The 12,269-nt window shown below is 35.7% G+C and carries 29 protein-coding genes and 1 pseudogene; 26 read left to right on the forward strand and 4 right to left on the reverse strand.

Annotated features, from left to right (window positions below; all coding sequences use genetic code 11):
• Window positions 1-169 precede the first annotated feature (169 nt).
• Together AKK44_RS07855 and AKK44_RS07860 are read right to left on the reverse strand one after the other, a co-directional pair.
• Window positions 170-481, reverse strand: a complete 312-nt coding sequence (locus tag AKK44_RS07855; protein WP_054279230.1) for a hypothetical protein — start codon at window positions 479-481, stop codon at window positions 170-172.
• The gene (locus tag AKK44_RS07860; RefSeq protein ID WP_054279231.1) at window positions 478-918 is read right to left on the reverse strand and encodes a hypothetical protein; all 441 of its coding nucleotides are present in this window, start codon (window positions 916-918) and stop codon (window positions 478-480) included. The genes AKK44_RS07855 and AKK44_RS07860 overlap by 4 nt, the downstream gene beginning before the upstream one ends.
• Between AKK44_RS07860 and AKK44_RS07865 the strand changes: the two genes are divergently transcribed.
• Window positions 919-1,194, forward strand: a complete 276-nt coding sequence (locus AKK44_RS07865) for a helix-turn-helix domain-containing protein (RefSeq protein ID WP_408022496.1) — start codon at window positions 919-921, stop codon at window positions 1,192-1,194.
• Window positions 1,195-1,208: 14 nt separating this feature from the next.
• Window positions 1,209-1,937 (forward strand): phage antirepressor KilAC domain-containing protein, encoded by a 729-nt coding sequence (locus AKK44_RS07870; protein ID WP_054279233.1) that lies wholly within the window; start codon window positions 1,209-1,211, stop codon window positions 1,935-1,937.
• Window positions 1,938-2,098: 161 nt separating this feature from the next.
• Here AKK44_RS07870 and AKK44_RS09120 read toward each other — a convergent pair whose 3' ends face one another.
• Together AKK44_RS09120 and AKK44_RS07875 are read right to left on the reverse strand one after the other, a co-directional pair.
• A complete protein-coding gene (locus AKK44_RS09120) occupies window positions 2,099-2,242 on the reverse strand; it encodes a hypothetical protein (RefSeq protein WP_021341082.1) in 144 nt (47 codons plus the stop codon).
• A 244-nt stretch (window positions 2,243-2,486) separates the two neighbouring features.
• Window positions 2,487-2,708: a hypothetical protein gene (locus tag AKK44_RS07875; protein ID WP_054279234.1), complete on the reverse strand. Its 222-nt coding sequence runs from the start codon at window positions 2,706-2,708 to the stop codon at window positions 2,487-2,489.
• A 141-nt stretch (window positions 2,709-2,849) separates the two neighbouring features.
• Here AKK44_RS07875 and AKK44_RS07880 point away from each other — a divergent pair, with 141 nt between their 5' ends.
• From AKK44_RS07880 to AKK44_RS07980, 24 genes and pseudogenes are all read left to right on the forward strand, one after another.
• Complete coding sequence (locus tag AKK44_RS07880; RefSeq protein ID WP_054279235.1) at window positions 2,850-3,026, forward strand: helix-turn-helix domain-containing protein; 177 nt, start codon at window positions 2,850-2,852, stop codon at window positions 3,024-3,026.
• A 78-nt stretch (window positions 3,027-3,104) separates the two neighbouring features.
• Complete coding sequence (locus AKK44_RS07885) at window positions 3,105-3,371, forward strand: hypothetical protein (protein ID WP_054279236.1); 267 nt, start codon at window positions 3,105-3,107, stop codon at window positions 3,369-3,371.
• A gap of 200 nt (window positions 3,372-3,571) precedes the next feature.
• Window positions 3,572-3,769, forward strand: a pseudogene (locus AKK44_RS07890) (helix-turn-helix transcriptional regulator); the annotation flags it as partial.
• A gap of 317 nt (window positions 3,770-4,086) precedes the next feature.
• Entirely contained in the window at window positions 4,087-4,254 is a 168-nt protein-coding gene (locus AKK44_RS07895) for a DUF6290 family protein (protein WP_027970310.1), read from the forward strand.
• Between the two features lie 182 nt (window positions 4,255-4,436).
• Window positions 4,437-4,877, forward strand: coding sequence for a hypothetical protein (locus tag AKK44_RS07900; RefSeq protein WP_054279237.1), 441 nt, complete (start codon window positions 4,437-4,439; stop codon window positions 4,875-4,877).
• 116 nt (window positions 4,878-4,993) lie between these two features.
• Entirely contained in the window at window positions 4,994-5,677 is a 684-nt protein-coding gene (locus tag AKK44_RS07905) for a DnaD domain-containing protein (RefSeq protein ID WP_236686718.1), read from the forward strand.
• Complete coding sequence (locus AKK44_RS07910; protein ID WP_054279238.1) at window positions 5,664-6,446, forward strand: ATP-binding protein; 783 nt, start codon at window positions 5,664-5,666, stop codon at window positions 6,444-6,446. The genes AKK44_RS07905 and AKK44_RS07910 overlap by 14 nt, the downstream gene beginning before the upstream one ends.
• On the forward strand, window positions 6,437-6,574 hold the full coding sequence (locus tag AKK44_RS09125; RefSeq protein WP_169750803.1) for a hypothetical protein: 138 nt from the start codon (window positions 6,437-6,439) through the stop codon (window positions 6,572-6,574). The genes AKK44_RS07910 and AKK44_RS09125 overlap by 10 nt, the downstream gene beginning before the upstream one ends.
• An 8-nt stretch (window positions 6,575-6,582) precedes the next feature.
• Window positions 6,583-6,927: a hypothetical protein gene (locus tag AKK44_RS07915; RefSeq protein ID WP_054279239.1), complete on the forward strand. Its 345-nt coding sequence runs from the start codon at window positions 6,583-6,585 to the stop codon at window positions 6,925-6,927.
• Window positions 6,920-7,174 (forward strand): hypothetical protein, encoded by a 255-nt coding sequence (locus tag AKK44_RS07920; RefSeq protein WP_054279240.1) that lies wholly within the window; start codon window positions 6,920-6,922, stop codon window positions 7,172-7,174. Before AKK44_RS07915 ends, AKK44_RS07920 begins: the two co-directional genes overlap by 8 nt.
• A gap of 2 nt (window positions 7,175-7,176) precedes the next feature.
• Window positions 7,177-7,335, forward strand: coding sequence for a hypothetical protein (locus AKK44_RS09130; protein WP_169750804.1), 159 nt, complete (start codon window positions 7,177-7,179; stop codon window positions 7,333-7,335).
• On the forward strand, window positions 7,336-7,818 hold the full coding sequence (locus AKK44_RS07925) for a siphovirus Gp157 family protein (protein ID WP_054279241.1): 483 nt from the start codon (window positions 7,336-7,338) through the stop codon (window positions 7,816-7,818).
• Window positions 7,819-8,493, forward strand: coding sequence for an ERF family protein (locus tag AKK44_RS07930; RefSeq protein ID WP_054279242.1), 675 nt, complete (start codon window positions 7,819-7,821; stop codon window positions 8,491-8,493).
• Window positions 8,486-8,908 (forward strand): single-stranded DNA-binding protein, encoded by a 423-nt coding sequence (ssb, locus tag AKK44_RS07935; RefSeq protein WP_054279243.1) that lies wholly within the window; start codon window positions 8,486-8,488, stop codon window positions 8,906-8,908. Before AKK44_RS07930 ends, ssb begins: the two co-directional genes overlap by 8 nt.
• 6 nt (window positions 8,909-8,914) lie before the next feature.
• Window positions 8,915-9,118, forward strand: a complete 204-nt coding sequence (locus tag AKK44_RS07940; protein ID WP_054279252.1) for a hypothetical protein — start codon at window positions 8,915-8,917, stop codon at window positions 9,116-9,118.
• A gap of 1 nt (window position 9,119) precedes the next feature.
• Window positions 9,120-9,461 (forward strand): hypothetical protein, encoded by a 342-nt coding sequence (locus tag AKK44_RS07945; protein WP_054279244.1) that lies wholly within the window; start codon window positions 9,120-9,122, stop codon window positions 9,459-9,461.
• Window positions 9,458-9,970: a hypothetical protein gene (locus AKK44_RS07950; protein WP_054279245.1), complete on the forward strand. Its 513-nt coding sequence runs from the start codon at window positions 9,458-9,460 to the stop codon at window positions 9,968-9,970. The genes AKK44_RS07945 and AKK44_RS07950 overlap by 4 nt, the downstream gene beginning before the upstream one ends.
• The gene (locus tag AKK44_RS07955; RefSeq protein WP_054279246.1) at window positions 9,957-10,142 is read left to right on the forward strand and encodes a hypothetical protein; all 186 of its coding nucleotides are present in this window, start codon (window positions 9,957-9,959) and stop codon (window positions 10,140-10,142) included. Before AKK44_RS07950 ends, AKK44_RS07955 begins: the two co-directional genes overlap by 14 nt.
• A gap of 139 nt (window positions 10,143-10,281) precedes the next feature.
• Window positions 10,282-10,686, forward strand: a complete 405-nt coding sequence (locus AKK44_RS07960; RefSeq protein ID WP_054279247.1) for a YopX family protein — start codon at window positions 10,282-10,284, stop codon at window positions 10,684-10,686.
• A complete protein-coding gene (locus tag AKK44_RS09135; protein WP_152911087.1) occupies window positions 10,683-10,850 on the forward strand; it encodes a hypothetical protein in 168 nt (55 codons plus the stop codon). Before AKK44_RS07960 ends, AKK44_RS09135 begins: the two co-directional genes overlap by 4 nt.
• A gap of 27 nt (window positions 10,851-10,877) precedes the next feature.
• Window positions 10,878-11,183 carry a DUF1372 family protein gene (locus AKK44_RS07965; protein ID WP_054279248.1) on the forward strand — a complete coding sequence of 102 codons (306 nt, stop codon included), beginning with the start codon at window positions 10,878-10,880 and terminating at the stop codon, window positions 11,181-11,183.
• Between the two features lie 94 nt (window positions 11,184-11,277).
• Window positions 11,278-11,643, forward strand: coding sequence for an HNH endonuclease (locus AKK44_RS07970; RefSeq protein ID WP_236686727.1), 366 nt, complete (start codon window positions 11,278-11,280; stop codon window positions 11,641-11,643).
• Complete coding sequence (locus tag AKK44_RS07975; RefSeq protein WP_054279250.1) at window positions 11,630-11,983, forward strand: hypothetical protein; 354 nt, start codon at window positions 11,630-11,632, stop codon at window positions 11,981-11,983. Before AKK44_RS07970 ends, AKK44_RS07975 begins: the two co-directional genes overlap by 14 nt.
• An 88-nt stretch (window positions 11,984-12,071) precedes the next feature.
• Window positions 12,072-12,269, forward strand: a 198-nt coding sequence (locus tag AKK44_RS07980; RefSeq protein WP_152911088.1) for a hypothetical protein, incomplete at its 3' end; no start/stop codon positions are given.

A 12,269-nucleotide genomic window follows, 5' to 3' on the forward strand; every position in this document is an offset into this window, starting at 1 on the left:
ACTTTTGGGGGTCAGTACAGAGTGGAAAGGGGGGAAGTACAAATGGTCATGCTGACTTTTATTTTAAGTATTTTGGTAATTGTTATGAATTTACCTATTTTATTAGGGGTATTAGAAAAAAACCAGCGTCTAAATTTTGAAATTAAACGCTGGAAAAAACCTTTTAAGTTTAAGTAATGGTGATTATTGTATGAAGTTTGATAATATCATGTTCCGAAGCATTTACTTTATGGATATCGTCACCAATAAGCTCCTGTAAGAAGTAATGTTTAACAGTTTGCAAACGGATAAAATCTCTAACTTCTCCATATAAAACAATAAATATTCGGTCTCCTGATTTAGCAAAAAATGATTTATCAGGAAGGATATGTTGGAATTGTTGAGAATATGGCATCCCATGGATATTTAAGTTATCTATGGTGTCCCAGTGGATTTGTCTTTTAACTGTTAGTTGGCAAAGATTGTCTATTAGTTCTTTCATTTTGGAAATTCCTTTCTTGTCCAAAAGAGGGCAGCAAGCTCGTTAAATGGTTCAAGAAAATCATTAAGGGTTACGATCTTCTTTTCCCGAAGTTTGTTAATCTTTTTGAGTGGTCTACGGATCTCAGGACGCCAAGTTGATAGAACTGGATATCGCTTCTTTGTTTCCAGTGCTATTTTAGAGATCTCTATAATAATCTTTTCAGGAACAGCTTGATTCCTATCTTCAATGCTATCAATAGCAATACGGATTCCTTCAAGTCTTGCTAAATAACCCTCAAGGTCATCGTTGAATAAAGCAATCTCTTTGGTTTCTTCAATTTTTCGGCGTGTATTAAAAGATAGTATAAAGGTAAATAACGTAAGGAAGAAAGCAATCGGGCTAGTCCATGTATTAAAACTTTCAATCAATGGGGAAAACTTTGTAAAAAATGCCATATGCTCTCCAATCATTTTATTTTTATTATATCACAGAAAGGGGGTGGGGGAATGCAGAAGGTGACGTTAAAAATGCTTAGGGTTTCGAAGAATTGGAATCAAGAAACAGCAGCTAAAAAACTAAAAATTTCAGTTTCAAAATTAAGTAATTGGGAAAACGCAAAAACATTTCCAGATGCAATTGAAATAAATAAAATTGAAAAGCTATACAATGTCAATTATTCTGATATTATTTTTTTACCAACAAAACACGGTTTAACCGTTTTAGAAAACTGACAGAAAGGACGCATATGAACGAAATAATTAACGTAACACTAAACAAAAACCACGAACCAGTTGTCAGTGGTAGAGACCTGCACAAAGTGCTTGAAATTAAAACCCAATATACAAAATGGTTAGAGCGAATGTCTGAATACGGATTTGAGGAAGGAAATGACTACTTAACTGTTAGTCAAAAAAGACTAACAGCCCAAGGAAATCACACAGAGTATAAAGACCACGTTCTAAAAATAGACATGGCAAAAGAAATCGCTATGTTACAGCGTAACGAAAAATCTAAACAAGTCCGCAAATACTTCATTCAAGTAGAAAAAGACTTTAACAGTCCAGAAAAAATCATGGCACGAGCGTTGCTGATGGCTGATAAGAAAGTCCACAAGCTAGAGGCTCAGATTGAGGCTGACCGTCCAAAAGTACTATTTGCTGATGCTGTAAGTGCAAGTAAGTCATCTTGTCTGATTGGTGAGTTAGCTAAAATCCTGAAACAGAATGGAATCAACATTGGTCAAAACAAGCTATTTCAGTGGCTTAGAGCAAACGGTTATCTAATTAGTAGGCGTGGTGAGTCTTGGAATCAGCCAACTCAAAAAAGTATGCAACTTGGATTGTTTGAACTCAAAAAAACAGCCATCAATCACTCTGATGGTCACACTACAACAAATGTAACCCCAAAAGTTACTGGCAAGGGGCAACAATATTTTATTAATAAATTCCTTAACCAGGAATATCTGCCAGTTTAGAAAGGACATAACATGAACGAAATCAAAAACAAATTCTTGGATTTAATGCAAGCTGTATTAAACGAAATTAAAACCCCTGAAAATGACTATTCAGCACACACTCTCAATACGTGCTTAAGTCATTTGACAGAGGCTTACAAAGATTGTTTAGATATTATTCATCATAATTCAGATAAAAATCGTTTGTAATATTCTTTGTATTTTGTGATTTGGGTAAAACTTACACGATGATATTTTTCTTGAGAAAATTCAGCAGTCATCATAGCAATAGCCAAATCGTGAGCTATTTGCTCTTTAGAAATCATAAGCTATCCTCCTTTCCGTAATGATAGCTTTATTATAGCACGCAGGAGGAACTACACAGATAGAAAGGAAAACCACATGAGACCAAAACGATATCCGTATAGCGGAAAGAAAATTATTGAATTAATAACTATCGATCAAGATAAAAAGCCTACTGAAACAGTAGACTTTAGAATTTCAAATCTGGAAAAAACTATTCGAAGATTGCAATCTGAAACTGCTTGTACCAGTAGACGAATTGACGCGTTACGATAGGTTTATTACTTCGTCGTCAACTACGTCGATTGTATATCCAGCCTTTTTAGCTTCTTCAACAAGTTCTTTAGCAGTCATTTCGTATGTATCTATGTCAATGGTTATCGGGACAGATTTACCAGGGAGTTTGAAATATGCTTGAAGTGTGCTATCTAAATCTTTCCAACTTTTTTTAGGATTTTTATCTGTAGGCTTCGGACTTAGTTTACTCATAACCTTCCCTCCTTTCCATAATTTTTTGAATACAACGTTGAGAGGTCATATTCAAATAAATTATATCAGAAAGGATATAAAAACACAATATATTGTGTTGTCAATATAAAAAAACACAACATATTGAAGTTTGGATAATCTATGAAGAAAAAACTAGACAAAATTCTCATTGATAAAGGGATGAGTAAAAAAGAGTTATCAGAGAAAACAGGGATTAGTTACAACACCATTATGAATATCGGTAAAAAGGATATTTCGTTTAACAAAATGAAAAGAATTACCGATGTCTTAGGCGTCAGTTTAGACGATTTTAGATAACAAAAAAAGTCCGACGGCAATCGGACTCAAATCAAAAAATATTTACTTAAATTATACGATATATATAGGAGAAAAGCAATGGAAGTTATGCTAGTCAAAGAAGTCATCATCACACCTCTCTTGCTAGATGACAAAACAGCAGCTAAAACATTCAGTATTAGTGAAGGCGAAGCAGCAACAGCTAGAAGAGAAATGAAAGATATTCCGAGATTTGCTGTTCAATTATCTAATTTTGGGAGATTGGTAGATGCAAAAGTATTTAAAGAATATCTAGATTATCGTGGTTCCAACGACTGGAAAAAAGAACTTGAGCGCCATCGCAACAAAAAGAGGGTACAACTATGACAGAAAATCCATTAGTGAACTTGATGACTTTATCGAGTCTCACCAAGTTATTTAAGAAAGAGGTATAACATGAAACTACTAGATTTTATTTTTGCAAAACCAAAACCAAAACAACGTCCTACCTGGACTATTGAGCGAAACGGATGGCAGAAAAGTCGTGACGCATATAACAAAAGACACAACTTGGGAAACACAGTGATATGAATAGATTGAAAGAATTACGAAAAGTAATGGGCTTAACTCAAGAAGAGTTAGCGAATGAAATAGGTACTACTAAACTAACCATTTCGAATTGGGAAAATGAAAAGCATGTTATCAAATCCGATAAAGCACAAGCATTAGCTGATTTCTTTGATGTTTCGGTTGGCTATCTGTTGGGATATGAAACAGATTCAGATATTGCAATCAAAAAAGCAAAATTATTAGATATCATCATAAAAAATAGATATATTTCGCAAACTACACTTGAGAGATGTATCGCTGAACTGGATGAGAAAGATCGGTTAGAGCTCAGAGAGGAACTAAAGAGTGACTAATCAAGTCTATAAATCGCTAATAAAATATGTCGAAACTGGGGAAGGAATAGTGTAGTAAGTATGTAGTCCTTTGAAAATTGAATAGGGTACCTTGAAAAAATATTAAAAAAATTGATTTAGGTGTTGACTTATGTCTGACAAAAGAGTTATAATAATTATGTCAGACGAAAGGAGGAGTTATGACTGACAATCAACGAAAAATAGGTCGCCCGACAACCGACCCTAAGAATCTTCGTGTGACGATAAGGTTTAATGATGAGCAAAGTCAAAAAATAAAAGACTATTCTCAAAAGAACAATCTTACCACATCTGAAGTTATTAGAAAAGCTGTTGACGACTTAAAATAAAAAATGACCCTGCAACGTAATCTACTTTGGCGAGCTGATACGTTACAGAGTCCCCGACCTGAAAACAGGTACACAAATATATTATCATGTGTACCCTTTTCAGTCAACCTGACAAGGGTATTTTTTGCGCCTTTGTTGTTTAGATAAGGGTTTTTATTGTACCCAAAAAATAGGAGGACTATATGAAAACTTACACATTAACTGAAGAAGAATTAGAAGAATTAGTAGTTGAACGTATGAAGCGAGTAAAAGAAAAACGCACACCACAAAGCCTGTTCAAAGATGTCAGCTTTGATGATGAGTTGATTCCGATCAACAAGAAGTACCCAAAAGTGCTTAAGAAATTAAATCGTGACCGTGCTTATAAACCAGAAAAACACGTCTTCAATCAGACACCAAAAGTTTTTGGTGTGGACAACGAGATTAGTTATAGCAAAATTACAACACACGACGTGCACAACCATATTCGTTTGCTTGTCCTAAATGTCTTTGGTAAAAGTCAAAATAAGGATATATTGCCTGAGGAACACGACCAAGCAGTAGAACTTTACAAGGAATTAAAAGGGTGGTTTGTGTCTAGCTATGATAAGCGATTAGAGGGACTGGTGCTTGAAAATGATTAAAAAATTCTGCGTTAACTACTTATTAAAACAGATTGACAAAAGCAAACTAGAAACAAGAGATAAAGCGAAGTTAAACCACTTTATTACGGTAGTGGATTACAAGTTAGGGGGATAAATTGGGTAATAGAAGAATGATTAGTAAAACAGTCACTCAGACACAAAAATTTTTAAGACTTCCATTGGAAACACAGGCTTTATATTTTCATTTAATTCAAAATGCTGACGATGATGGAGTGGTCGAGGCTTTTCCGGTTGTTAGAATGATTGGCTCTAGTGAAGATAGCTTAGGATTATTGGTTATAAAGCAATTTATAAAACCTTTGAACGATGAAATGGTTTACTTCTTAACAGATTTTCGTGAACAAAACACAATAAGACGAGATAGGTATACGCCTAGCATTTATAGGGATTTGTTGGTTGGTTTACCAGTTGGCAACCAACTGGAAACCAGTGGTAAACCCAATATAAGTAAAGACAATACAAGTAAATATAATACAAGTAAAGATAATACAACTACTAACAGTGTATTCGATTTTATCGAAAATGAGTTTGGTCGGTTGTTGTCCCCTACAGAAATCGAAACAATTAACGATTGGTTATACAACTTAAAGTATCAAGAGCAAATTGTAAAAGAAGCTATTAAAAGAACTAAACTTCAAGGGAAAACTAATCTAAATTATTCAAGTGGTATTTTGCGAAATTGGAAAGATGACAATATCACAACAATTGAGCAGATAGAAGCTAAGGAAAAATCTAGAAAGGCTAAGCAAGAAGAGGTCTCAGAATATGATACTTGGTGATGAGAATGCACTTGATAAAATCGCTTTGTCCTATCAAAGAAACACCAAAAAGGAAGATGCTGTCTGCGAAAAACACGGTTGTAGTTATATCACAATCCTTAAAACTGCTTTGACAGTATGCCCTGAATGCCACAGAGAAGAGCAAGAACGTCAAAATAGCATTTATGTAATGGAGCAGTACAAAAAAGAGCAAGAAAATAAGCGGTTGTATTACCTCAAAAAACTTTCAATCATGGATAGTGAACTAGAAAATGCATCGTTTGATAATTTTAGAACAGATACAGAAAAACAAAAAGAAGTGCTTGCTTGGGCAAAAATGATGGCTAATGACTGGTTCAAAGGTGGCAAAGGGAACATTATTATGACTGGTAAAGCTGGGCGAGGCAAAAGTCATTTAGCATTCAGCATCATCAAGGGTCTGTCGGACACTACGAAAAAATTCGGTTTGCTTGTCAACGTCACAGATTTGTTGTCTGAAATTAAAAAAGATTTTAGCAAGGAATCGTTTTGGATGGATAAATTAAAATCTGTTGAATATCTAGCTCTTGACGATCTTGGGGCTGAAAAAATCAGCGATTGGTCGACGAGTATCATTTACAGCTTGTTAAACAAGCGCACAAACACTATCATCACAACTAATTTGACTCCAGCAGAAATAAGAAAATGCTACGGAGAACGTATTGCTTCAAGAATTCGTAAAGGCTGCGACAAAAGCCACATTATGGAATTTGAGGGACTAGAGGACGAGAGGATGAAATTGTGGAACTAACATTGAAAACATTTTTCGGACTGTCAGAAGAACACGCAGCAAAAATCATGTCGCTAGATGAAGATGTCCGTTCAAAGAAGATTGAGGAACTGCGAGTTTGGAGAGAAAACTCAAAACTAACTTTTTAGGAGTGGATATGGGATTATTGAAAAATTTAACAGATTTAGAAAAACGTGTATTTTGCTTTATCCCTATGGGAATCGAACGAAAGGTTTCAAACGAGGATATTCAAATGACGTTCAATTTAACAGATAGAGAAGTTAGACAAACTATCTATGACTTGATCCAAAAAGGTATTCCTGTAGTCGCGATAAAGCAAAAAGGCGGAGGTTACTACATTGCGACCACAGAAGCAGAGCGACAAGAGGGGCTTAGAGCCAATAAAAGTCAGGTTAAATCTGAACTAAAGCGAATTAAAGCAGTTGAGTCTATTGATTTAATGAATTTTCGAGGCATAGCTGATGAGGTGAGAAATGGTTGAAATTCTACTAAACGGAGAGCGAATAGATATGCAAAGCAACTTCAGGACATCCTTTTTGGTAGCTATCGATTATCTAAGGCACGAACAAGCTGAAAGTTTGCACGAGCTTGAAGAAGAGTTTAAAGATTACACGGATGAGGATTTGATGGACTACATCGAGAATGAATTTGATGTAACGCCAAAACTATTGATTAACAGGATTCTGGATAGCAAGTGGGGAGCAGATATTCAAATTTTGGATGATTAGTTATGGAAATGTCAGAGAATTGGGAAGCTAACTATTTTGAGGTTCAAAAAATCATGGGCGAAGAAATAGATATGCTACAAAAACGTATAGCCGAATTAGCAAAAGAAAACAAAAAATTACGTTGCGAAAACTGGCAACTAAGAAACAGAAAGAGGAAATAAATGGCTTATTTGTACGAATTACAAGGAATTTACAGTCAATTACAAGATATGGATTTAGATGATAAGACTTTTCAAGATACTCTTGACAGCATTGATTTCCAATCAGACTTAGAAAACAATATTGAGTATTTTGTCAAAATGTTAAAAAATGCGCAAGCTGACGCTGAAATGTATAAATCCGAAAAAGACGCTTTTTACAAAAAGCAAAAGCAAGCGGAAGCAAAAGTGGAAAAATACAAAGAAACAATCAGGCTCGCAATGGAATTGAGTCAAAAGAAAAAGGTTGACGCTGGAGCGTTTAAGGTATCTTTACGAAAAAGCAAAAAAGTTGAGATTTTAGATGAAACAAAAATCCCTCTTGATTACATGCAAGAGAAAATTGAATATAAACCAATGAAATCTGAAATCTCTAAAGCTTTGAAAGCAGGAATTGATATTTCTGGAGTTGAACTAATCGAAACAGAAAGCTTGCAGGTAAAGTAGATGAGAAAATCAGAAAGTATAACAGAATACGCTAAAGCGTTTTGTAAAGCGCAGTTGGAAATAAAGCAGCCTTTAAAAGATAAAGATAATCCCTTTTTTAAGAGTAAATATGTACCGCTGGAAAACGTGACAGAGGCGATTACAACAGCCTTTGCTAACAACGGAATATCTTTTTCGCAGGACCCAACAACAAACGCAGAAAACGGCTATATCGATGTCGCAACGCTAGTCATGCATACTAGCGGCGAATGGGTAGAATATGGTCCTTTAAGCGTCAAACCTACAAAAAATGATGTACAAGGCGCTGGTTCAGCCATCACTTATGCAAAACGCTATGCACTATCAGCAATTTTTGGTATCACAAGCGATCAAGATGATGACGGCAATGAAGCTAGTAAACCAAGCAATTCCAGCCAATCGACAAAAGCTACAATTAAAAAAACACAAAAGACAGGATATCAAACCCCAAAAATCAGCAATATTCAATTAGAAACTTACAAATCTGATTTAAATGATATTGCGAAAGCTATAAATCAAAATGTTGAAGAGTTAACAAAATGGCTAACCGATACCTTGAGAGTGAAGGCACTAGAAGATTTGCACACTGAACACATTATTTCGACAGACGAATTAATCAATAAACTCAAAAAGAAAGCAGGACTAAAAAATGATTAATAACATTGTACTGGTTGGTCGCATGACCAAGGATGCAGAGCTTCGTTATACAGCGAGTCAAGTAGCTGTGGCCACCTTCACGCTTGCAGTTAACCGCAGATTTAAAGAGCAAAACGGAGAGCGAGAAGCTGATTTTATTAACTGTGTTATCTGGCGTCAGTCTGCGGAAAACCTAGCAAACTGGGCTAAAAAAGGTGCTTTAATTGGTATCACAGGGCGTATTCAGACGCGTAACTATGAAAATCAACAAGGCCAACGTGTCTATGTGACGGAAGTTGTTGCGGATAGTTTCCAGATATTAGAAAGCCGTAACCAGCAACAATCTGGTCAAGACAACTCTTCCCAAAACGGAAGCGGTCAACCGTTTGGTAATAGCGCATCAATGGAAATTAGCGACGACGATCTGCCGTTTTAAATGAATATGACTAGAAAACAAAAACAAAGAGTTTACGCGATCTATAAAGGCGATAAATTTATCGATGTCGGAACGAAGCGTGAGATTGCAGATCAACTTGGAATAACTCCCAACTCTGTCACTTTTTTAGCATCGCCATCACACAAAAAAAGAAGCCCAAACGATAGATTTGCGATTTTTATTGGATATGAAGAAGATTTGGAGGAATGACATGGAGCAAATAAATATTACAGGAACAGACATGGTTGTTATAAGCGATAAAGCACTCGAAACTTTTGTGATTGCTGGACATTTATCAGAGAGGTGGGAATTTACATCGACATTTGAAAAAATCGACAACGAACCATCACTTGACGAGAGCGGAGAATTGTTTGAACCATCCTACATTCTCGTCCTTGAAGCTAAACCAAAAACGAAAATCAACTTAACCTCATCATATTTTGCCAAAGACCACAAAAAAGATACAGACGAAATCATAAAAGTATTCGCTTTTATCGAAGATAACAAGAAAAATATCTTTGAAACCCTTTGTATTCGTGGGGTACTTGAATGAGCAATCTAGTATTATCACTAGACATCTCAACATCTGGAACAGGATGGGCCTTATTTAAAGGCTCAGATCTTATCCAGAGCGGTGTACTGAAACATAAAAGTAAATCATATTTCGAGCGAGGGCGCTATATGGCAAGTCAATTAAGATTAATCCAGTCACGAGCACTAAAAAAATACGATTGTAGCTTTAGTACAATCGCAGTTGAGAAAAACAATGTTATGGGGCCTAATCAGCAATCGATGCTTAAAATCGGTATTGTGACAGGAGTTATTTTAGGTAGATTGATAGCAGATAATGTCGTATTTATCAACGTCTCTACTTGGCGCAAACACTGGAATTTTAGTTATAGAGACAGAAGCAAAAAATCGATGAAAGCACAGTCAAAAGCTAAAGCACTTGAATATTGTGGCAAAACAGTCAAAGACGATGAAGCGGACGCGATTTTGGTTGGCTCTTACTATGTCAACAAAGGTTTTGCGGAGGAATTAGAGTCACATGACTACTGCTAAAAAACACGTTATTAGAATTTACGATAAAGGCGTTAGGGCCACTTATTCAATTACAGACAAAAAACTGTTTGAAGAATATGAGTTTGATAACAAGCGAAAGATGCTAACTTTCATTAGTGAGTTAGCTAACGACACTCGCAAAAAAGAGATATACGTTAAGGAGTGTAGCTGATGATTTTGAGCTTGATTGCAGCAATAGTTGCACTGACTGTAGTTTTCTTAATAGTGATGGGGATAGCGCTGTGCTTTCTGTTTGTTGTATCGTTCATATGCGCAAGTGTTTTGAAGCTGTTTTGTAAAGGAGAATGGTGATGGAATTTAAATTAAGAGCTTGGGATAAGCGTCATGAAAAAATGGGCGAAGTCAAGGCTTGGTCAAGCTTTAACGGAGGAGAGTTAACAATTAGACGACATGGCGAAAATGCGTCATACGTCATTCAAGCTGACGATGTTATACTCATGCAATCAACGGGACTATTTGACAAAGATGGCATAGAGATTTTCGAGGGTGATATTGTAAATGCTTACGATATTGAAACGAACGATTTCGAGGAGTTCAAGATAACTAGTTTGACTGGCGTTGTAACGTATCACAAAAACGCATTTGCTTTAGAAAAAGAAAATGTTTTTAACGATTTATGGGTATGCGCTGAGCATTACAAGGTTATCGGAAATATTTACGAAAATCCTGATCTAATAGAAAGCGTGGAAGTATGACGAAAGAAGAAGTAATTGCTTTTTTAACAGAACAACGTAATTTGCGTCTTATGGGATATGAGTGGGGAAAAGACAATCTGTCCGAATTTGAGAAGTGGCAGTTAGCTCAAGCAGATATGTATCTAAAGGTTATCGAGTGGATTGAGAGAAGTAGTGAGGAATAGAGATTTTGACAAGAAACGGGGTTTAAAATGAAAAAAATAGTAAAAAAAATAGGTGATTGCATCGTTCTGATTAATCTTACGATTGTGCCAGCGCTTCTGGTTTATCAGATTTATAGCACAAATCAGAAGCTTGCGATTCTTGAGGAAAAAATCGGCAAACTTCCAGTACGCTATACAAGCGACTCTGTTGGTGGTGTTGGGTACATCAGTGCTAAAGATGGGAATGAGATTACTGTGCCAGGATATGGAAAGTTTTTGCTAAACGACGCAGAAGCGGAAGTGTTCCATGTCGGCGATAAAGTGCCAAGCTATGTTTTGAAACGAGGCGAGTAGATGAAGGAGGTACAAAAATGGATAAATTTACATTTATATTATTGTTATTAGTTTTCTTGCCGATTATAAAAATAAGCGACTAATGGAGGATAGTGTGAGACGTAAATCGATTAGCAAAAAAACTAGGCAACTAGTACTTAAAAAATATGACTGTCACTGTGCCTATTGTGGGAAAATGCTTGATATTAAAACGTTAAGAGTTGACCATTTGATACCATTTAGAGTCGGTGGAGCTGATGACATCAGTAATTTCATGCCAGCTTGCCAGTCGTGCAATTTTTATAAGTCAACCCTTAGCCTAGAAAAATTTAGAGAACAACTAATGACTGTACACGAAAGAATAATGCAACCGTTTATTAGTCGGCTAGGTGCAGATTATGGGATCGTGGAAATAAAGCCATTTGATGGCGCATTTTATTTCGAAAAACTGGAAATGGGGGATAGAGATGTCATTAATTGATGAAGTGAAAGAATGCAGTTCAGAATCTCACAAAAAGTGGTTTGATAGATTTTTTAATGATTTGAAAATCGAGGAGAAGATTAAAGAAACTGCGATGAAAGGCTTTTCTGGTTATAAAATTTCTATTTCAAAAAATGATGAATACTTAGCTAGACGACTTGACAGCCAAAAAACAGTTGATTTACTAAAACAGCGTTTGGGGGATGGTTTCAAAGTAGAAATAGTTATTCTTGAATCTGACTTAAATTTTTTTGGCAAAAGATGGGAATTCGATAGGCATTTAAAAATATCTTGGGGTGATCGAGCAGATGATTACTTATACCCTCTAAAAGACAAATAAACAACGTTTTGGCGCTTTTAATACGTCTATTGATAAATATATCATGTGTGTTTAAAGTGCCTTAAAAAAGACTACAAGGAGGTAAAAAATGAAAAGTAACGAACTGAAAAAAGGTGACAAAGTTTGGTTGAGAGGTGTTATTGATGAGGGCGGTGATTTTAATTTTAAAGACGGGGAGGGTCACATAATCTTACCATTGATAGATAATAACGACCAAGATATTAAAAAAGACGGTCACGAGTATGACATGTCGCAAGCAAAAGAATTGTTAAAACCAGAAGTTTCT

This window comes from Streptococcus phocae (genome assembly GCF_001302265.1).
Taxonomy (GTDB): domain Bacteria; phylum Bacillota; class Bacilli; order Lactobacillales; family Streptococcaceae; genus Streptococcus; species Streptococcus phocae.